Annotated in this window: 18 protein-coding genes and 1 other RNA gene; 6 read left to right on the top strand and 13 right to left on the bottom strand. The window is 41.8% G+C overall.

All coding sequences use genetic code 11. The features are described from left to right. Positions 1-177: 177 nt before the first annotated feature. A non-coding RNA gene (gene ssrS, locus H0262_RS10815) (6S RNA) lies at positions 178-373 on the top strand. Between the two features lie 121 nt (positions 374-494). Here ssrS and H0262_RS10810 read toward each other — a convergent pair. Beyond that, positions 495-1,124, bottom strand: coding sequence for an FxsA family protein (locus tag H0262_RS10810; RefSeq protein WP_149492976.1), 630 nt, complete (start codon positions 1,122-1,124; stop codon positions 495-497). 153 nt (positions 1,125-1,277) lie between these two features. Between H0262_RS10810 and ruvC the strand changes: the two genes are divergently transcribed. After that, complete coding sequence (gene ruvC / locus H0262_RS10805) at positions 1,278-1,862, top strand: crossover junction endodeoxyribonuclease RuvC (RefSeq protein ID WP_011513021.1); 585 nt, start codon at positions 1,278-1,280, stop codon at positions 1,860-1,862. Between the two features lie 109 nt (positions 1,863-1,971). On the opposite strand, the gene H0262_RS10800 is transcribed toward ruvC, so the two are convergent. The 5 genes from H0262_RS10800 to H0262_RS10780 all read right to left on the bottom strand — a co-directional run bounded on the left by H0262_RS10800 (position 1,972) and on the right by H0262_RS10780 (position 7,688). Beyond that, complete coding sequence (locus tag H0262_RS10800) at positions 1,972-2,859, bottom strand: META domain-containing protein (RefSeq protein ID WP_181210763.1); 888 nt, start codon at positions 2,857-2,859, stop codon at positions 1,972-1,974. Between the two features lie 339 nt (positions 2,860-3,198). Beyond that, the gene (locus tag H0262_RS10795; RefSeq protein WP_011513018.1) at positions 3,199-3,861 is read right to left on the bottom strand and encodes a glutathione S-transferase family protein; all 663 of its coding nucleotides are present in this window, start codon (positions 3,859-3,861) and stop codon (positions 3,199-3,201) included. A 288-nt stretch (positions 3,862-4,149) separates the two neighbouring features. Beyond that, positions 4,150-4,788, bottom strand: a complete 639-nt coding sequence (locus tag H0262_RS10790; protein ID WP_149409844.1) for a peroxiredoxin — start codon at positions 4,786-4,788, stop codon at positions 4,150-4,152. Positions 4,789-5,050: 262 nt separating this feature from the next. Then, positions 5,051-5,806, bottom strand: a complete 756-nt coding sequence (locus H0262_RS10785) for a phospholipase D family protein (RefSeq protein WP_181210762.1) — start codon at positions 5,804-5,806, stop codon at positions 5,051-5,053. A 142-nt stretch (positions 5,807-5,948) separates the two neighbouring features. Further along, complete coding sequence (locus H0262_RS10780; RefSeq protein ID WP_181210761.1) at positions 5,949-7,688, bottom strand: glutamine--tRNA ligase/YqeY domain fusion protein; 1,740 nt, start codon at positions 7,686-7,688, stop codon at positions 5,949-5,951. A 371-nt stretch (positions 7,689-8,059) separates the two neighbouring features. Between H0262_RS10780 and H0262_RS10775 the strand changes: the two genes are divergently transcribed. Together H0262_RS10775 and H0262_RS10770 are read left to right on the top strand one after the other, a co-directional pair. Then, a complete protein-coding gene (locus tag H0262_RS10775; protein WP_020442935.1) occupies positions 8,060-8,575 on the top strand; it encodes a peptidylprolyl isomerase in 516 nt (171 codons plus the stop codon). Between the two features lie 87 nt (positions 8,576-8,662). Then, positions 8,663-9,511 carry a UDP-2,3-diacylglucosamine diphosphatase gene (locus H0262_RS10770; RefSeq protein ID WP_181210760.1) on the top strand — a complete coding sequence of 283 codons (849 nt, stop codon included), beginning with the start codon at positions 8,663-8,665 and terminating at the stop codon, positions 9,509-9,511. 145 nt (positions 9,512-9,656) lie between these two features. Here the strand turns inward: H0262_RS10770 and H0262_RS10765 are convergent, their stop codons facing one another. From H0262_RS10765 to surE, 3 genes are all read right to left on the bottom strand, one after another. Continuing rightward, the gene (locus tag H0262_RS10765) at positions 9,657-10,958 is read right to left on the bottom strand and encodes a lytic murein transglycosylase (protein ID WP_181210759.1); all 1,302 of its coding nucleotides are present in this window, start codon (positions 10,956-10,958) and stop codon (positions 9,657-9,659) included. 76 nt (positions 10,959-11,034) lie between these two features. Next, entirely contained in the window at positions 11,035-11,838 is an 804-nt protein-coding gene (locus H0262_RS10760; protein ID WP_181210758.1) for a M23 family metallopeptidase, read from the bottom strand. A 123-nt stretch (positions 11,839-11,961) separates the two neighbouring features. After that, positions 11,962-12,771 carry a 5'/3'-nucleotidase SurE gene (surE, locus tag H0262_RS10755; protein ID WP_181210757.1) on the bottom strand — a complete coding sequence of 270 codons (810 nt, stop codon included), beginning with the start codon at positions 12,769-12,771 and terminating at the stop codon, positions 11,962-11,964. 517 nt (positions 12,772-13,288) lie between these two features. On the opposite strand from surE, the gene H0262_RS10750 reads away from it, so the two are divergent. Both H0262_RS10750 and H0262_RS10745 read left to right on the top strand, forming a co-directional pair. Beyond that, complete coding sequence (locus H0262_RS10750) at positions 13,289-13,726, top strand: MCR_0457 family protein (protein WP_011513009.1); 438 nt, start codon at positions 13,289-13,291, stop codon at positions 13,724-13,726. Positions 13,727-14,223: 497 nt separating this feature from the next. Further along, positions 14,224-15,390 (top strand): D-alanyl-D-alanine carboxypeptidase family protein, encoded by a 1,167-nt coding sequence (locus tag H0262_RS10745; RefSeq protein ID WP_181210756.1) that lies wholly within the window; start codon positions 14,224-14,226, stop codon positions 15,388-15,390. Between the two features lie 111 nt (positions 15,391-15,501). On the opposite strand, the gene H0262_RS10740 is transcribed toward H0262_RS10745, so the two are convergent. The 4 genes from H0262_RS10740 to H0262_RS10725 form a co-directional block, all read right to left on the bottom strand. Beyond that, entirely contained in the window at positions 15,502-17,358 is a 1,857-nt protein-coding gene (locus H0262_RS10740; protein ID WP_181210755.1) for a HAMP domain-containing sensor histidine kinase, read from the bottom strand. Between the two features lie 228 nt (positions 17,359-17,586). Next, positions 17,587-19,029: a ribosome biogenesis GTPase Der gene (gene der / locus H0262_RS10735; protein ID WP_011513006.1), complete on the bottom strand. Its 1,443-nt coding sequence runs from the start codon at positions 19,027-19,029 to the stop codon at positions 17,587-17,589. Between the two features lie 416 nt (positions 19,030-19,445). Beyond that, entirely contained in the window at positions 19,446-20,654 is a 1,209-nt protein-coding gene (gene bamB / locus H0262_RS10730) for an outer membrane protein assembly factor BamB (protein ID WP_181210754.1), read from the bottom strand. A 226-nt stretch (positions 20,655-20,880) separates the two neighbouring features. Beyond that, positions 20,881-21,675: a tetratricopeptide repeat protein gene (locus H0262_RS10725; RefSeq protein WP_181210753.1), complete on the bottom strand. Its 795-nt coding sequence runs from the start codon at positions 21,673-21,675 to the stop codon at positions 20,881-20,883.

The following is a 21,675-nucleotide window of genomic DNA, read 5'->3' as shown; positions in this document are numbered from 1 at the left end:
TCTATATTAGCACACATCTTGAAATAGCTGAAAAGTGAGCTTCTAAGTCAACAATTGATTACTATATAAATAGATTAGGATTTAATAATAATCTTATGGTAATCATGCTAATTATCAAACTCACGTAGTAATCTGTAAATCGTACTTGCAATCACTCAAACCATTGGTTAAGATAATTATATTCTGAAGTGTTGGCTAGCAGATGTTTATTCCCTGAGCCGATAATGCTTTACCAGGATGTGGTACCTATTGCTTCATTGTGTATGCCTGCACCGCTTGCGGTGTATCAGGAAACCTGCCGAGGCAGTGACGCATCCGCCCTGAACTTCACGGTTCATGGGTCACCATCTTGCGGCGGCACTTCGGTTGTTATATTCGGTTAGTAGTTTTTTTATTTATAAGCACTATATTTATAAACAATGAATTACAGCTACTAAAAAGCCCCTTTTGTCATTGACGAAAGGGGCTTTTTCTATGCTTGTCTATTAATTCAACTATTCGTCATTAGCAGATTTAGTGATTTTTTTCACGTCTTTAGGAATGGTTTTTGCTGTCCCATCAATCGTTGTATGCTGCTTAAACACATCACCAAACGGTTTTTGCTGTTGACCAAACGGGTTCTGATTATTCATACCACCTGCGCCGCCAAACGGGTTTTGACCACCCATGCCGCCAGCACCACCAAATGGATTTTGTCCGCCGCCCATTTGTCCACCCATCTGCTTGGCCATCATCTCCATCATTTTTTGTTGATTGTTCATGACGTAATTATTGGCAAAGTCTTTGAGCTTTTTCTGCACGGGTGGCAAGATAACCAGTAACGCCAATAAGTCACTAAGCACACCGGGAATGAGTAGCAAAATACCAGCCGCTGCCATAGCCACACTTTTGATCATGGTTGACTCTTGCGGACGCATCGACGGATTCATCATACCGCCTGCTTTCATCTGCTGGGCCATTGGGTTGAGAGCGGCCATACCTTTGCGCAGGAGCGAAATACCGATGACGGCGGCGATAATAAACCAAATAAACACCAACCAGCCACTCGTAAATTGAGCAAGCAAATACCAAAGCAGCATCTCGATAATAAACCATACGATGGCAATACCAACTATCTGACCCATAAAGTGTCGTCCTATAAAATAAAAACCAATAAATTGAGCGCCATGCAAATTAAAATGGCTAACATATGATGTATATGGGGATTGATTGCTATACTATCAAACTTACGGCTAATTTTTAAGCCATAAAACAAAATGTAAGTAAGACGGAACACTATGGCAATTATTATTGGGATTGATCCAGGTTCACGCATGACCGGCTATGGCATCCTTCAACAAACAGGCGATAAGCTCACCTATATTGATTCAGGCACCATTCGTACAGATACTAAAGAGATGCCTGAACGCCTAAAACGCATTTTTAATGGCTTGACGCGTATTACTCAGCATCATCTAAAATATGCAGATGAGCCTATTTATACGGCAATTGAACAAGTATTTATGGCAGAAAACCCTGATTCAGCGCTTAAGCTTGGGCAAGCACGTGGCGCAGCCATTGCAGCGATGGTAGCCCTGGATTTGGAAGTTTCAGAATATACTGCACGCCAAATCAAACAAGCCGTTTGCGGCTATGGTGCAGCAGCAAAAGAGCAAGTACAAGAAATGGTGTGCCGGATACTGACTCTGGATTTTGTACCACAACAAGATGCGGCAGACGGTCTTGCCTGCGCCATCTGTCATGCGCATTCAAGCCATTCAATGAACAAATTGATATTAAATAGTGCCATGCGCGGGCGCGGTGCGTCTAAGAAAAAGGGACGCTGGCGTTTAACTGAAGAAGACTTAGGTAATTTGCGTTAAAAAGCTCATTAAATAAGGACAAAAAACACGCACCTTTTCGGACGCGTGTTTTTTATGACTTATCTAATACCACTATTGAACATCGGTAGTTAATTATAACCAATCAGCCCTACTCTACGACTGAGCTTTCAATAACGGCGTCCAAGACATAGGCATATTCTTCACCTTCTGATACCTTATCGCTGTCTAATTGATAACGTTGTAGGCGTAGCACTTCATCATGCTTACCATCATGCTCATAGCCATCAATCTCACCATTAAATGCAGCCCACTTGCCTTCACTGACTTTAATACCTTGATCATTATAGGTGACTGGTTTTACTTGCAAACACATCTCTAAGCTATTATCAGAGCACACTGTTTCATTGGCATTTACGGCCCAAAATACCGTCTCACCTTTACTATTGTACTTGGCTTGTGACGTCAACCTACCTTTCCAAGTCAAAGTAACCGCATTGCTGGTCACTTGCGTTAGGACTGGGTTATCACCTTCAGTGACACTGAGCTCACTAGTACCCTGCATCAAAGTATCTAAACGATTTTCTGCCTTATTTAGATTTTCGCATAGCATTTTGGTACTCATGCTGTCTTCTGTCGTTAACGTATGACCTTGCAACTCATAACCTGCACTCATAGTGTTACAGCCTACACCATAATTTAGTGTGTTATGACCTTGGTTTTGTTTAAACGACAGCATTACTTGGTTTTTAATATCTACAAGCGTCGTTATGACAGGTCCACCACTTTTATCATCAATATCGATTAGTGTCCAACGATAACGTGCAAGATTTTCAATCATTTGTTCTTCAGCACTCATCTCGCTTGCCTTAGCTAACGTGGTATTATTATTCGCTATATCAGCATCTGCAGTGCTAACATTGGTATCAGCTGACTCGAGATTTGCATCCGTTGGAACAGACGCATCTTGGCAAGCACTTAATGCCAGACTTATCGCTAGCATACTTGGCAATAGGGCGGATTTAAAAGATAGTGTCATGAAGATCATACCTTGCAGTTATACTTTTTAATTCAACTTTTTGACCCATTTAATCTACAAAATCTGACTGTCACAATTATAAGACGGATATCAGTCAAATTCTTCAAAGGGCATTTAAAAAGATGCTTATAAAAGGGTAATAATCTGACCACTATAGCGCTCATAAGTGATATGGGTGTAACGAAGTGTTTAATTTTATAGATTCATAGTAAATTTCACATATATGCTGATCCTATTTTTAATGTTAACCATAGCAAAACAGCCCTGCGTCGTTAGGAATTATCCTCGTTACGCAAAGCTGTTGCTGCTTATCATTACATTTTTAAAAAATTTACTACTTTAATCTTCTTCATGAACAGGTTTGGCTTTTGCCATGTTTTTGATGCTAAAACGCTCGTTCATCATTTGGTAAAAACGGGCAAGATTGTCGCCTTGTTCGTTGGGATTGACTTGAAGGACTTTGCCAAAATCTAAACCCAAATACAGCACAATATCAGCAAAGCTCAGCTGGTCACCGACCAGATACTCATGACCCTCCAACAGGGTTTCAAAATATGCTAATGCTTTGACAGCACGCGCGATAGATGGCGCGACAAACTCTGGTACTTGCTCAACACGCTGGGCTTTTGAGGGGTGGCTATGCTGAAAGGCGAGCATAAAGTTGTATAGCACCTCAAATTCGGCGATACGGCGCATAGAGCATACTTGCGCACGCTGTACCACATCATTGCCCATCACCGAGCGCTCACCATAAACACGGTCGAGATATTCGCACACTGCCTGCGAGTCATTGAGTACAGTCCCATCATCTAATGTCAAAACGGGTACGGTTTGCATGGGATTTATTTTGGTAAATGCCTCTGACATTTGCTCGTTGGCAGCAAAATCGATATCAATCACATCGAGGTCATCCATATCATCAATATCGATACCTTTTGATGCTAGCAAAATAAGTGCTTTCCGTGGATTAGGTGCTGTACGGGTGACATATAGTTTTTTCATAAAAACTCCTTGTAAGGTGGGCTTAAAAGCGATTTAGCGCTGCTATACTTTATTATGATTGTTGTGCCATCAAGTATCAAATGCACTATTAACTCAAGTATTAACGATAACGATTCATCTCTAAATCATGCATACTTGATTTAATAGTTATAGCGTACTCTGTTTATCATAGCAAAGCCTTATTTAGCTGATGCTTCTGATGTTAAGCTGAATAACAGAAAGCCCCACAATTTTGCATTATGGGGCTTTTTAAATTATATCTTCATCAAGCTCACATGCTCCAGCTTATTATTTATTAGGTGCAGGAGTGGTACGTAGATACGGCTTAATTTCTGTGTGACCTTTTGGATATTTGGCAGCGATATCTTCGTTTTTAACACTTGGCGGAATGATAACGTCATCACCATCTTTCCAGTCTACTGGCGTTGCGATGTTGTATTCATCAGACAATTGCAGTGCGTCAATCACACGAAGGATCTCGTCAAAGTTACGACCACAGCTAGCAGGATAGGTCAATGTTAGTCGAATCTTTTTGCTTGGGTCAATAATAAAGACGCTACGTACGGTATGCGTGCTGTCTGCATTTGGATGCATCATGTCATACAGCTCAGCCACTTCTTTATTAGGATCAGCGATGATTGGGAAGTTCAGTTCAGTGCCTTGAGTTTCACCAATATCTTTTGCCCAGGCATGATGGTCATCGATACCGTCAACAGAGATACAAATTGGCTTCACGCCGCGCTTTTGAAATTCGCCATTTAGCGCAGCAGCACGACCAAGCTCAGTGGTACATACTGGGGTAAAATCGGCTGGATGTGAGAAGAAAACTACCCAATTATCGCCCGCCCATTCATGAAAATTGATTTCACCATCGGTGGTGGTTGCATCAAAATTTGGTGCGGTATCGCCTAAACGTAAATGTGCCATGCTTGATTCCTTATTTATGATTGTGACGAGCGCTATTATCGAATGCTATCTACGCGCTCTCTTATTATCAACGACATACTCAGCGATTAAAATATCTACCAAGCATCTCAACAAAAAAACTGACTTTATCTTAACAAACTGGTTATGAATGTCTTGTGACGGATTGTAATGCGGTTATTCCTTTTATTACTAACACGAATGTAGCAAAATTATTCTTTGAAAACAAAGTAATGAGTTAAAAACCGAGAAGTTAAATAGACGTTTATATCACCATCCCTGAATCCCACAGACAAAACTCACCAAACTTTCCACGCTTACTCGTACCACCTGCGGCACGCCCAGCATCTGTTAATAACAACTCACCTTCTTGCTCTTGCAAATACCCCGCTGTCAGTAATTTATCGTTTAATTCTTGGGTTTTAAAGCCCAGTTCTTTGGCAAGCTTTGCCGTCGTTAACTTAGAATAATTAGGTGTTGCTACTTCTGTAGGTTTAGCAGAATGAGTTTCAGTAGGGACTTGAGAAGCACTCTCAGAACTAAGGTTGTTATCAACGCTACTACTAGGCTCAATTATTTTTTCAAGTGACATTCTGACTTCGTCACTGATACGGATAATGCGCTGGGCCTCTTCATAAGTATCGGCATAGAGTTTCGCATCTTCATTACGGTAAATCAGTACGCCCATTTCATTATTATTGACTTGGCTGAATTCATAAAGGTTTAAGCTCGTAATAATGCACTCATTTTCGTTCAGGTAACACTTTGCATGCAAGTTTTTACAAAAGCTGGTGCGAATAAAAGTCAGATTTTTGAGCCAGTTTATTTCTTCAGGGTGTAAATCATTCTTACCATAAACGATACGGATATCAATTTTGAGACGATTACGATCTTCTAACAGCTCTTTGATACGCTCATTAAGCTTTAGATAGGGGCTAATAATAATCAATCTATCAGACGCATTTTTAATCAACTCTTCTAAATGATAAGTCGTGCCACTGCTGTTTAAAAATTTTGCCATTTCAATACCCTCACCATCTACGATTAAAATTTATACTTATTCACAAAAAAGCCCATCCCTAGCGTACTAGAAATGGGCAACATTGCAAACCACTATTGTTCAGTATTTTCTTACAATAAATATGAACTGCGCTAATGATAAATTAAGCGGGTTTATAGCTATCACGTAAGCTGACGATTTGGTTAAAGACAGGCTTGTCACTGCTATGATCTTCGCTATCAGAGATAAAGTAACCTTCACGCTCAAACTGGAAGCGCGTGCCAGCATCTGCATTGACCAATGATGGCTCAACTACAGCATTTAGCTCAGTCAATGAGTTAGGATTCAAGGCTTGATGGACGTCAGCGACGCCACTTGGGTCTTCGACACTAAATAGCTGCTCATACATACGCACCGTTGCTGGAACGCCTTGGCTAGCCGATACCCAATGAATCACGCCTTTAACCTTACGACCTTCAGGATTGTTGCCCAAAGTCGCCGGATCAATCGTTGCTTTAAGCTCAATCACGTTACCGCTATCATCTAAAATATGCTCCGTCACGGCCAATACATAGGTATTACGCAGACGAATTTCATTCTTCTCTGGTGATAAACGCTTATAACCTGCTGGCGGCTCAATTTCATAATCGCCTTGGTCAATATAAATGGTTTCAGTAAATGGAATTTCACGTTCACCCATATCGACATTGGGATGATTGGGCTGAGTTAACCATAAAGTCTGCGAGGCATCGTCAAAACGAGCTTGAACGGTGTCAGCCTTTTGCAAATCCCAACTGCTAACAGCATCGCTAAAGTTGGTAATGGTCACTTTTAATGGCTTAAGCACTGCCATACCGCGACCTGTGGTCGTCTCTAATGATTGGCGAATACTAAATTCTAATAAGCGAAAGTCAACGACGCTGTCTACTTTGGTTACACCAACACGCTCACAGAAATCACGTAAGCCTTCTGGTGTATAGCCACGGCGACGCATGCCAGCAATCGTCGGCATACGTGGATCATCCCAACCGCTAACGATATTTTCATCAACCAGCTGCTTTAATTTGCGTTTACTGGTTAATGTATGGTCAACATTTAGACGAGAGAACTCATACTGATGCGGCGGTTGCTCAAAGCCAACTTTTTCTATTGCCCAGTCATAAAATGGACGATGGTCTTCAAACTCTAACGTACATAATGAATGGGTAATGCCTTCAAGCGCATCAGATAACGGGTGAGCAAAGTCATACATCGGATAAATGCACCATTTATCCCCCGTTTGGTGATGTGCTTGATGCATAATTCGATAGATAACAGGATCACGCATATTCATATTAGGGCTTGCCATATCAATCTTGGCACGTAGCACTGCTGTACCTTCAGCATATTTGCTCTCTTTCATATCATCAAAGAGTTGCAAATTTTCTTCAACACTGGCATTACGATGTGGGGACGCCGTCCCTGCTTCATTAAATGAGCCACGATTTTCTTTGATTTGCTCAGGCGATTGCAAATCTACATAAGCATCGCCTTGCTTGATCAGCTGAATCGCCCAAGCATGAAGTTGGTCGAAATATCCTGAGGCATGGTACGCCTCTCCTGCCCACTCAAAGCCCAACCATTTTACATCATTCTCGATGTTATCAATGAAGTCTTGCTTTTCTGCGGTTGGGTTGGTGTCATCAAAGCGCAGGTTGCAGATACCGCCAAACTCCTCAGCCACACCAAAGTTTAGGCAAATGGATTTCACGTGCCCCAAGTGCAAGTAACCATTGGGCTCAGGTGGGAAACGGGTGACAATCTGTTGGTATTTCTGCGCATTAACATCATCACGAATAATATTACGAATAAAGTCGTTTTTGTGTTCGTCTTTTTGTGCATTATTGCTTGAGTGCTCACTCATCGGGCATTGCTCCTAACGCAAATGGTCAATTCATGCGACGTGCCATCACGCCTCATGGAAAATTCAAAATATTTGATAAAGTAAAACGATATCGTAAAACAAGCCTCAGCCATTAAATTTAAGCCAATTTACAAAAATTTGGGTTATAAAAACAGTGTGTTATAAACACCAAGCTATGATGACTTTTTGTCAAAATCGTTTAGAAATGGGTAAAGTTGCGTTATTCTATCAGCTTTTGCAAACGCATTAACAGCCTGATACATGACACGGGATAAAAAAGCCGTTAGACTAGCCATAACTTTTTATCCGCCAACTTTTTATCCACCACTTAACAGCGTCATTTTAGGCGCTGCAATAAAGAGGAATATCCCATGGTAGACATGCCACCAGTAGTAGAACTTGACACCAGTATGGGTGCGATCGTTATCGAACTCAATGAAGAAAAAGCACCAAAAACCGTTGAAAACTTTTTAAACTACGTAAAATCTGGTCATTATGATGGCACGATTTTCCATCGCATCATTGACGGCTTTATGATTCAAGGCGGTGGAATGGACGCTGACATGAATGAAAAAGCCACCAACAAGCCAGTAGAAAACGAAGCAGACAACGGTCTAAAGAACGACGCTGGCACGATTGCTATGGCGCGTACGCAAGATCCACATTCAGCGACTAGCCAATTTTTTGTCAACGTAAAAGACAACGATTTCTTAAACCATTCTGGCAAAAACATGCAAGGTTGGGGTTATACCGTATTTGGTAAAGTAACAAGCGGTATGGACGTCATCGAAAAAATGCGTGGCGTCCCAACCGGTCGTTTCGGCATGCATGCTGATGTACCAAAAGAGCCAGTGGTTATCAATTCAGCCACCATCATCACTCAGTAATCATTCTTCAATAGTTATTACTCAGTAGCGATGAATCAGTGAAAGCTTATGAGTCGTTACTGTTTAAAGTTATGAGGATAAGGATAAATGCAAAGTTTCAGCCACCTAATTACCACCCGCCCTCATGAGGTGCGACAAGTATTGATTAGCGATTTGCATTTATCGCCTGAAGAGCCTGCCTTAGTGCAGGCTTTTTTGGCACTGCTTAATGATTGCCTTGCCTTGCCTGCCCTTAAACGCCTATTTATATTAGGTGACTGGTTTGAAGTCTGGCTTGGTGATGATTTTTATTTGTCTTTATCCGAAGAGGAACGACAAAAACATTGGCTCACACCACTTATCATTAAATTAAAGAAACTGCGCATAGCTGGCTGCGAGATTTTGGTCATGCACGGCAATCGCGATTTTTTGTTAGGGCAGCCTTTTTGTAATATATTCGGTGGCGAGCTTATTTATGAGCCATATACCTTAACCGTTGGGCAGCAAAACTATCGCTTAGAACACGGTGATGCACTATGCGTTGATGATAAAAAGTATCAGTTTTTTCGTAAAGTAATGCGTAATCGTTTGACGCAGTGGTATTTGCTCAATAAATCGTTAGAGAAACGCTTGGCGATTGCTGATAATATGCGGCAAAAAAGTCAGCAAAATAATGCCAATAAAGCGGCACATATCATGGATGTTAATGAAGCAGCAGTGAATAAAGCTATTTATCGCTTTGACGCCCTACTACATGGTCATACCCATCGTCCTGAAATCCACCAAAGTAATGAGGGTAAAACTCGCTATGTACTTGGTGATTGGCGACTGTTAAATAAGGACAAGCGCCAGCAAAAAGTGAGTGCCGTGATTGGTGCGATTACAGCAAGCGTAGATGAAGGTATTATGGCTGAGAGTGCAGAGTTTAACTTATTTGAATTTAACATTACTATTTAAATACCTAAACATCAAAACTGCTGCTGTTATCCTTATACAATGAAAAACTCCGTTATAAAACGGAGTTTTTTTATTTATTAACATCGTTATTTTTAAACAACCTTTGAAAACAACGATTATCCAAAAATAGTGATTTCAACCTATCTCACCACCCTGCCAACGAAGACGCGCTACGCTGAGTAATAAAACCATCTGGCGTTTGACCGTTGGCTGCTTGCCAGCGCTGGAACGCATTACGAGTATTGGTCCCCACGATACCGTCAGCACCTTTGGTATCATAGCCCAAGCTCGTCAAACGCTGCTGTAAATTGCGTACTTGCGATGTCGATAACGGACGCTCATAACGTGGCCATGACTTTTGTAAACCGCCTTGTCCGATAAGTGCTTTACCTAATAAGCTGACACCAAGGGCATAGCTTGATGAATTGTTATAGACTTTTATGACATCAAAATTTGGACTGAGTAGCAGTACTGGACCGTCTTTCCCCGCTGGCAGCCACAACTCCATTTGAGTGTTACCATCCAAGGACACATCGGCTATGGTATCGACGCCCATCGACGCCCATCTAGCAGCAGGCTGCTTAGTACCAACCAGTGTGTAATCAAATGATGACGGAATGGTTGCTTCATAAAATGGTGCCAAACCACGTACCCAACCTGAATTGCTCAGATAATTAGCAGTAGACGCCAAGGCGTCGCCCGTCGACCATGGGTTACGGTGACCGTTACCATCACCGTCAACCCCATGCTTAAGCCACGTATCAGGGATAAACTGCGTCTGCCCCATACCGCCTGCCCAGGAGCCATCGAGCTGTGACCAAGATACATCGCCGCGCTGTAATAGTGTCGCTAGTGATAATAGCTGAGTTTCGGCAAATTCTTGACGGCGCCCATCATAAGCAAGGCTAGCTAGCGAGCTTGGAATACTACTATTGCCCGTTACTACGCCGTATGACGACTCCATGCCCCAAATCGCTGCAATGATTTCTGCATTGACGCCATATTGCGACTGTAACTGCGATAAATACGTGCGTTGCTCAGCGAACTTACGCTTACCAGTACTGACGCGACCATCTGATACCGCAGAATCGACATACTCCCATGGCATTTTTGAAAACTCTGGCTGTCCTGAATCAAGCGAGATGACTTGTTGATTTAAATACGCAGAATCGAGCAGACGACGAACCGTAGCAGCATCATGACCTGATGAAATGGCACGCATAGAAAAATCAGACTTCCAATCAGAAAAACTATTGTAGCTTGGCTTTGCGGGTGTTGGTTTAATGACCGGTGCTGGAGTCGGCTTCACTTGAATGGTTTGAGTCTGGGTAATTTGCACATTACCTTGACGAACTGGCTTATTAGGTTGCTGCATCGCCTGCTGACTGGTACAGCCAACCATCACTAAGGCAGGGAAAAAGGCAAGGTAGTGTTTATTTAATCGCATAAGAGGTCTCAAGTATCCGTAAGTAAGGTGCAATGTGGCTTAGATAATTCCATTTAATCGCCAAACAATAAGAAATTTAACGCCCTAGTACCGCTCGTGGATCAATAGGGTTGCCATTTAAGCGTACTTGAAATTCCAAACCCACTTGATTGGTCTGACCACTATTACCCATATTTGCGATACGTTGACCGCGTTGGACGCTATCGCCCTCTTTAACCAATAGCTGACTGTTATGGGCATAAGCAGTGATATAGTTGTCACTATGACGAATCATAATCAAGTTGCCATACTCTGGCAGACCGTTACCCGAATAAAGAACCGTACCTGATTGACTTGCTTGCACTGGATCACCTACGTTACCAGCAAACCACATGCCCATCGTGCTAGATGCTGCATCGAAATTGCGGATTATTTGATTGCGAGTCGGATACTCATAGCCTGACGTTGCATTGGCAGTCACTTCATAGACGGGAGGCTGTGAATAGTTAGGCGTGCTGGTCACAGGCGGTGTATAAGTAGGTTGTACTGGTGCAGATTGAGTATTGTAGCGATTACTATTATTGGCGCTTGCCGGCTCACCTTGCCATAGTTTGAGCCACTGACCACTATAAATGGTGTATTTACTGTCTAAGCCATTCAGTGAACCAATTTGACGGTAATTGAGATTATAGCGCGCCGCCACTTGACTGACCGTATCGCCGCGCTGCACCCGATGATAGTTAGGAACCCCTTGATTATTGGTAATAATCTTCGGTCCCGCTTGGTTGGCTGATTGGTAAGTGGGTTTGGTGGCACAGCCTACCATCGTTACTGTGGCAGCAGCCATCGTGCCCAGCAATGCCACTGTGATAAATCGCGATCCAGCAATAAGCTTCTTCATACAAGATTTCCTATTCTTTATGTTACGTACAAACTCCTTGTGTGACTCACAAGCATTTTGCTAACTGTTATACCGTTTAAGTGTTTAGCTATCTTAGCTGCCATCATCAATATTCGATTCATCTTACAGCATTAACGCTGATAGCATATCGAGTGTGGCGGCTGGCGTATGGTGCAAACGTACAGGCGATAGACTGATGTAACCTGCGGCAACCGCTTGATCATCAGTCATAGTAGTACCAGACGAAACATGATCAGTATTATCTGCCAATATATCCTGACGCTTGCGTAGTGATAACCAATATGCATCTCGCCCGCGTGGATCTACCACATGGTGGACAGGACGCGCTATCTTCCTATGCCCCAAAACTGTCATTTTGCGACCGTTAATCTCATCAGCATTACTCACATCAGGAATATTAACGTTTAATACGTGATAGGGCAAATTTTTGCAAATATCCAATATTGGCGTATCTGTCAATAATTTCACAATCTCACTTGCTGCCATTTGATAATGACGCTCACATTCCTGCTCACTGCTTTTTGCCCCACCGCCTACCAATGAGGTCGCAATAGCGGGTATACCAAATAACTGAGCGGTTAATGCCGCCCCAAAAGTGCCTGAAAACAAAACGTCTTGACCAAGATTGGCACCTGAATTGATCCCCGTAATCACACAATCAAAATCCGTGTCAGAATATATTTCGTTTAATGCCAGATAGATACAGTCAGCTGGTGTGCCATTGACAGCAATAAAACCAGAAGGCAATTGATGCGTATATAAGGGTGTGGTGATACTTAAGGCACTGGCGCAGCCACTTTGCTCGCTATCTGGCGCAACCACCATGACCTCGGCAATAGTAGATAATGCCTCATATAGTGCCAGCAAACCTGGTGCATAAACACCATCGTCATTGCTTATTAAAATCTTCATATTTACTCAATCTATTTATGAATGACCGTTCATCCACTTATCTATGTTATTTGCGTAAAGTTGTTATAATCACCGCTATTGGCACTAAGGTCATTCTACTTAAAAGCATAATAATCAAAGCTATATCAGTTGTTTATACTGCTCGTCTATGTTTGTTTGCATAGTAAATAGCTATGATTATTTCGGGCGATTATACCCTAATAGATTATTGAGACGAACCCACTCTTTATACATAATTTGCATAATAACTTAGTTTATTGAATGATTTTCCCAGAGCAAGACTCCTATTTTTCATCATTAAAAACCTGCGCTGAGGTTACAGTAGGCTACAACCCACAACATTTACAACTTATACTTTTATGTTGAGGTAACTTACCGGTTTATAATACGGCTATGTTGCTGGAGAGCTGATTTAGCTCACAATATCTCTACACATAAATCAATATTTTATGTGACATTTGTTTTTTTACCCATTAACATAGCACCATTAAATAAAGATAAGCGAGTGTGATACTGAATGAAAAATCAATCGATATTATCTATGACTTCTGTATTGGCAAGAAGTGCCTCAAAAGTCGGGCTAGCAGCATTGATAACATCTATTGCGATGCTGTCTCAAGCCACAAATGCTGCACCCAATTCTGCGACGACCATACCTTTAGATTTATCTGGTATCAATATCACAAAACATGAAATTGCGGTTATGCAAGTGCTGTCAGAGATATGCCCACCGATGCTAAATGGTAAGCAAAAGCAACGTTTTTATAAGTCTTATAACGTGCAGCTTCACGAGTTGATGCCGTCATTAGAAGACCCAAAAGCAGCTATCCAGTACTTATCTACTCAGCAAGATTATCGTCAAATTCTGCAAGGTATTCGTAGCTGGACGATGGGGTTTTCTAAGCAAGACAATAAAGCATTGTGTGAAGATTTAGCGAATGCTGAATATCAGTAGTAGCCCTTTATTGATACGCTATGTTATCGAAATACGTTTTTAAGCCATATTAAGAGATTAAATAGGTAAAGATCGCCATAATTAACGATAACAATCTACTTTCTTATCTCTTTAACATCTGTATAAAGTGGTCAAATAAGTATTATATAAGCCAGTTCTAAATGCTTATTTATTTAGATGACTCGCTACAAAAAGCTTGCTGCCATCCCTATTATTTAATAAGGATAGCAGCAAGCTTTTTTATGAGTGAAGTTTATAAAATTATTCGCTTTATTTTTAATAACGTCTTATTTTATTGTATTTATCGTTTCCCCATCGGGCGGCATTTTGCTAAGATAAGGCGTTAATTTTATGTCCGTTGCTTTAGTCTCCTCTACTCTCAAAAAATCCATGGTTTAACTTGAGATTTAACATAGTCTGCCAAAGATTGTGTAAAGGTAGTGGTGTTGGGAAAAAGCGACCGATACATTTGGTTTTATGATGCGGTGTAACAATCTATGACAGTAAAGCGTGTGAAAAAACAGCTGGTGCAGCTGGTAGTGGGTGTCAGTATTTCTATGGGTGCAGTGATGGCAAGTGCAGCCATACAGCCGCCTGAGATGGCAAATACTGCGTATGTATTAATGGACTATAACACGGGTGAAATTTTGGCACAGAAAAATGCCAATCAAGCCTTGCCGCCAGCATCTTTGACCAAAATGATGACCAGTTACATCATTGAACAGCGCTTAGCTTCAGGCGACCTCAAAGAAACCGATCAGGTATTGATGAGTCCAAGTGCTTGGTGCCGCGGCAGTAGTAGCCAGTCGTGCATGTATGTACCGGTGAATAAGAGCGCAAGTGTTATAGATATGCTACGCGGTATTATTATACAATCAGGTAATGACGCCTCAAAAGCAATGGCTGAGCATATTGCTGGTAGCGAAGCATCGTTTGCTATCTTGATGAATGAGCAAGCGCAAAAGATTGGTATGAAGAATACCCATTTCGTCAACTCTACTGGTATGCCTGATGATGGTCACCAAGCGTCTGCTCTAGATTTGGCCAAGCTATCACGCGCCATTATCAAAAACAGCGGCGATTACTACAGCATTTATTCAGAAAAAGAGTTTACCTATAACGGTATTACTCAAGGTAATCGTAATGCCCTACTCGCTACCGACCCTACTGTTGATGGTCTAAAAACAGGACATACGGATGCAGCTGGGTATTGCTTAGCAGCCTCGAGCAACCGTGAAGGTATGCGCCTAATCTCTGTCATTATGGGCACTGAAAGTCAGCAAGCACGTGCTGATCAGTCGCGTGAATTGCTCAATTGGGGTTTTGGTCACTTCACAACGGTTACTCAAGCACCTGCTGGTCAGTTTGTCAGCAAAGTTCCTGTCTGGTTTGGTGAAGCAAAAGAGATAGAAGTAGCGACTGGTGATAATTTGCAGATTTTGACCACTAAAACTCAAAAGAATAAAATCACTACTGTGGTCGATATTCCTGAAAGCTTAGAAGCGCCTATCAAAAAGGGTCAAGAAATCGGTAAAATGATGGCTGTGATAGATGGCAAAGCAGTGGCTTCTGTGCCTGTGATTGCGACAAGCGATATTGAGCAATCAGGCTTTATGAGCCGTATCTGGCAACGTTTTTCTCGTTGGACCCAGAACTTATTTTAAGCACAATGATAGCGTTTTGAAATAATGCTTTTATCATGAAGTTCAACATAAAAAAGACGTCTCTATCGAGGCGTCTTTTTTATGTCTAAAATTTTATATTTCTAGCTATTGTTATGACCATGTCAGCCAGCTTTTTAGTAAATCACTTAACGCTTTGTCTTCGTATTTGGCAACTTCGCAGTAGTCTATACCTGCAGCCTTTAGACCAAACTCAAAATCGGCTAAATGTTTTGCTTGCTGCTGTGGATACCAAAACACCAGTAACGTTCGATACTCTGTCTCAGCCGCACGAATATGACTCGCTAATGAAGCTGCTTTTCTGGGGAACACATCTTCTGCAAACATCAGCATGTCAAATTGCTTTTCATGTACCTCATCGATAACCAGCTGTTCATGTTGATAGCAGGCCACATCAGCACCCAAATGCTGTAATTGATCTACCAACAACCCTTTTTCATGATAGTAGTAATAAATAATTTTTAGGCCGCGCAGATGTTGCTGTTGTTGAGAATGGTGTTGATTAGACATAGGAATAGTAACTGTAAAATTCGTACCAATACCTAAAGTGCTATCCACTTCAATGCTGGCTCCCATCAGCTGAGCCATTTGCTTAACCACTGGCAGACCAATTCCCGACCCTTCGTACTGGCGAGTATGCGATGAATCTACCTGAAAAAATGGATTAAAAATATCTTCAATAAAACTGCTATCAATCCCGATACCACTGTCTTTTACGCTAATCTGCCAGCGATTGCTGTTATCAAAATGGGTCAGTTGCGACGTAATGGTGATTTGACCTGCTGGTGTGAACTTCATGGCGTTACTGACCAGTATCGCTAAAATTTGCTCTATTCTTTCAGCATCGCCTTCGAGTATATAATCGTTATGATGGATATGACTGATTAACGTTAAGCCCTTTTTTTTAATAGCTGGCTCAAACTCTGCCAATAAGTCAGCGATTAGTTGCAATGGATTAAATTCGTGCACATGTAGGCTGATTTGACCTTTCTGGATTTGATTTAACTGAATAATTTGATCCAAGGTTAAGACCAGCTTTTCACTACCCTCTCGAATAATATCAACCGCGTCTCTTTGCTCGTGATTTAACTTTTCATCATCTAGTAGCTGTAAGCCGCCAACGATCGCATTTAATGAAGTTTTTAGCTCATGGGTAATCATACTTTGAAAATTATGTAGCTGCACATCAAGCGACACATCTTTATGATGCAGTTGTTGCTCGAAAGCCGCAAGTGCATGATAATCTTGCTTTGCAATTTGTAGGCGATCAAATAGGATAGTAAAAGCCTGTTTAATCTGTACCAACTCCTGAAACTCAAAACGCTGTTGAATCAGAGGTAACTGCTCAATATCTGGATTTTTTATAACTATATCGCAAGCTGCCGTCAGATTAGCGATATCTTTTGACGGCCAATTCAGCTTACGCAGGATAAACAACGCCCAAATAATCGCCAATAGCGTTGTCATAAGCCATAGCAGTAGGTTCTTTTTAATCCAATTCTCACGCAGCGTCGCCACATCTAAAGTGATATTCAGATAACCAACCAAAGCATCTTCTTTAGGTGAAATAATTTTATTAGTAGGATCGCCAACGACTGGATAGTTAAAGCTAACTGTATTAGCAAATAATGCATTTTTCCAATCATCTCTTAGTTGATTGGCTTCAACAATAGGCTGAGAGGTGGTATAAAATAAAATACTCTCAATGCCTTGCTCTTTTTCTAATAAAAAATGTATTTGTTCATCGACGATATCGGTGGAATCTGCTATCGATGCGCTGATAGTCAGTAATGTCGCTAAATCCTGAATATGCTGGCGCGTGTCTTTGTAATAGTGAACAAAGCCATAAATAAAAGACACTAATAGACCTGCCAAAACAGCCAAAACCATGGTCTGCATGATAGAGTGCCAGATAAGCGTAGGAAGTGTTTGATGCGGGCGGTTGTTCATATCACTCAACTGAGTTAGACAACTTTTGATTATAGTACAGGTATTTTATAGCGGTTATAAGTGAAAATTGATATTTTAAGGCAATTAATGAATAGTGCCCTAAATTGTAAAATGCCATGACAACTGATACAGCCGTCATGACAAAGCACATTTAAAAAGCCTGATAGATAGTATCAAAGGATTTTTATCGGCTAGCTACTACTCGCCAAAAGCGCAAATATGATTACATTAACGCTTTTTATCTTTGTTGGTAAATCTCGGCTTATCTTTGGTGGTAAATTTCTGCGCACGATTACGTTCACGTTGACGTAACTGTTGGGTTTTGGCTTTGGTTGGCGTATCGCTTTTATTAGCATACGGGTTTTCATTCAGTTTAAAGACTACGTTTAGTGGCGTGCCTTCTAACTTAAATACCTGACGGAATTGATTTTCAAGATAGCGCTGATAGCTCTTAGGTAACGAACCAGTTTGATTACCATGAATGACGATAACGGGCGGATTGTGTCCACCGATATGCGCATAACGCAACTTAATACGGCGACCAGCGACCGTTGGCGGTGGATTGGCAGTAACAGCATCTTGCAAAATCTGCGTCAAACGGTTGGTTGATACCTCAAACATTGACGATTGATAAGCACGCAAAATAGACGGATATAAATTACCTACGCCTGTACCATGTAATGCTGAGATTTGATGGACTTTTACATAAGGAATAAAGTTAAAACGGCGATCCATCTCAATTTTGATATAGTTCTTTTGATCGGCAGTCAGACCATCCCACTTATTAATTGCAACTACAAGCGCACGACCTGCATCCAACGCATAGCCAATCATATGCAAATCTTGATCAACAATACCTTCATGAGCATCAATAACAATAACGGTCACGTTAGAGTCTTCAATCGCTTGTAAGGTTTTGATAACTGAGAATTTCTCGACTTTTTCATCGATTTTACCACGGCGACGAACACCAGCCGTATCAATCAATACGTAATCTTTACCTTCACGCGTATATGGGATATAGATACTATCACGAGTGGTACCCGGCATATCAAAGACGACAACGCGGTCTTCACCAAGCAAACGGTTGACTAGCGTCGACTTACCAACGTTTGGACGACCGATAATAGCAAGTTTCAAACCTCTTGGCTCAACCACATTTTCCTGACTAGGCATATCAGCGGTTAATACTTCGAGCAGATTGCCGACCCCGCGACCGTGACTTGCCGCCATTGGATATGGTTCGCCTAGACCTAATGCATAAAATTCAGCAGGCGCCGAATCATGCACACCATCGACTTTGTTGGCAACGACATATACAGGCTTGCCAAGGGTGTGTAAAAACTTACCAATCTCAGCATCGGCACCAATCATCCCTGCACGTGCATCAACCACAAATACAATGATATCGGCTTCATGAATGGCAGTATACGACTGCTCAGACATATAATCATCGATATCGCCTCTGCCGTCGTCCGCTTCACCAATACCACCGGTATCAACGACAATAAAAGCTTTGTCTTCGTAGGTCGCATCACCGTATTGACGGTCACGAGTCAATCCTGACAAATCAGCAACCAATGCCTGCCGACTTTTAGTGAACTGATTAAATAAGGTGGATTTACCGACGTTTGGACGACCAATTAAGGCGACCACAGGCTTGATACTCATGGGTTACTCTCAGTGAAAGGCACAATGACGGACAGTGCAACTACTTAGATACAATCTCTTTTGCAACGTAAATTTACCGTTATAAAAAAGCAAAAAGTAGCAGCCGTTGACCGCAAATTTAAATGAATGATAAGATAAAACGATAGTCAGAAAATAGTTCTTGGCTATCTTACAATGAATAAATGATATTCAGAGGAATGCATCATATATGGATATTATCTGTCGCTATTATATATAGATAACGTCGATAATGCACCGGTCGCATAGCGTACGCGAAAGCCGATATGTAAACAAGCAGTTTTACAAGGCATTAAACACTGACTATGCAGCGTTTTCTATTCATTTTACTATTAGGTGACCTATTTAATGAGCAGTATAGAAAAATGCTCATTAAATAGGACTGCAAGTGACTAAGATTAGCGTGCCAACTGCCAAATCGCTACTTGACCTGAGGTGCTTTGGGTCATTAAGCGGCTGCCTTGCACTTGCAAATTGGTCAATGCGCCTTTGGTCTGTACACGGCTGACAATCTTACCCGTGGCTGGGTCAAATAAATGTACCACTCCATCAAAATCGCCCACTGCGATATAGTTACCAATCATCACAGGATTGGTCAAATGGCGATAGGCCAATTCTTCACTTTCCCATAGAACAGCACCATTACTGCGGTTGTAAGCAACCACTTTACCGTCTAAGCTTGTCGCAACCACTTGCTGATTGTTGACTGCAAGCGCTTTTAAACTGGCAAGCTCATTAACAAACATCACTTGGCGCGATGCCAAATCAATACCGAGTAACTGACCACTATAACTAATGGCAAATAACTGATTGTTATCTACAATTGGCATACCATCAACATCGCTCATGCGTTCAACTTCGCTGCTGCCTATACCCACACCAACGCGTCTTGACCATAGCGGCAAACCATTATCTACCGTGACAGCATGCAAGCGTCCATCGGCAGTCGCTAACAACGCCGTCTTAGCATCTAATAACGTTGGTGCAGCGCTACCGCGTACACTAATCGCTGGAACTTGAGTAGCAAACTGCCAAACTGACTGACCAGTCTGCAGCGATAAGCCATGTAGAAAACCATCATTGGCTGACAAGATAACGCGGTTATTGCTAATGAGCGCTGGCGTTAATACTGAACCAGTAAGCTGTTGCTGCCAGCGTTTTGCACCTGTTACGCTATCAAATGCCATAACCAGACCGCCACGAGTACTAATAATAGCAGTTTGGCTTAGCTCATCTATCGCAACACCACCTGTAATCTGGTCGCCAACATTTACCGACCATAAACGCTGACCAGCTTTGTCAAAACCAACCAGATCACCACCGCGCGAGGCAGTAACGATTTGCGAATTGGCATAGCCGACTTGTAAAGTAAGCGGATCTTTTTTACTGACGTTTTTATTACCAAGGTCGGTACTAAAAACCGGCTGCAATACGCTAACAGGTTGCACGATTTGTACCAATTTTACAGGGTCGTTGACGACTGGCTTGATACCTCGATTACACCCAATGACCGCAGTTGCCATCACTGCAATTACGGCTACATGCATGGCCGTTGAGCGCATGGTCTTGGCTTTGATGGTTTTGTTAAAGCGAATAGCTTGAGTCATTATAGGTCTCACTACAAATAAATTAATCATTAATAAATTAGCATTTAATCAGTGATAAAAAACGATAATAACTTAGTACAAATAAGTATTAGTTACCACCATATTACTTCCGACTGATTAGGCTACTTCCTTTGTAGAACGTTTTGAGGTCTTACCATGTCTATCGAAATTAGTACTCAATTTTTTAATACTAAGTCTTTATTGCCGAATATTTAGTACTACTATTTTATGCACCAGCACCAGTACTGGCTGCTACTGAATCTTCGCTCGCTGGTGCTTGCGATGTGGCCGTAGACTCTTGAATAAGGCCAGTTTGTTCAGCGATAGGCTCAGGGACGATACCCAAACTTTCCATTTTCAATGCCAATACTGCGCGAGTTTCTTGACGCTCACGTAATAAGCTCCAAGCATTATTATAGGATTTAATCGCTGAATCTGAATTGTCTTGTGCCAAATAAATATCACCCAGTAATTCTTGCTGACTGGCTTCAAATGAGCTTGGCATATCACGACTGGCTTCTGTCAATGCTGCTTTTGCATCGCCTGCTGCCAAAAGCGTGGTCGCATAGCGCAAACGGGTAATTGCCTCTAGACCTGCATCACCCAAATCAATCGCCAATGCTTTTTTAAAGGTATCGCCTGCTGCCTTAAAATCATCATTGTCAACTTGCTGACGCGCTTTAATCATTAAAGCCTGCCAAGCATAGACCGATTCTCCATGAGTGCCAACTAAAGTATCGATATTCTTATCTAGCTGAGTACGACTCTTCTCTAACGATGCTTTTGCTTCCGCTTCTAGATCAGGATTTTGCGATGCCAAGCTAACTTCTTCATTAAGACGTTGAATATCCGCATATTGATCGGCTGCAACGGTATCGACACGTGCATGATTATCCTGCCAATAATTCCAGCCAAAATAAGCGGCTAACGCCAATAAAATCGCGGTGACAATATAGCTGCCATACTGCTTTAACGCTTGCATTGAGTTGTCTGCATTCGGCGAATTAGGGGTCAGAGCCAT

Source organism: Psychrobacter sp. D2, assembly GCF_013608135.1.
GTDB lineage: Bacteria > Pseudomonadota > Gammaproteobacteria > Pseudomonadales > Moraxellaceae > Psychrobacter > Psychrobacter cryohalolentis.
Note: the sequence above shows the minus strand (reverse complement) of the source record. Positions and strands in the feature narration are given on the sequence as shown.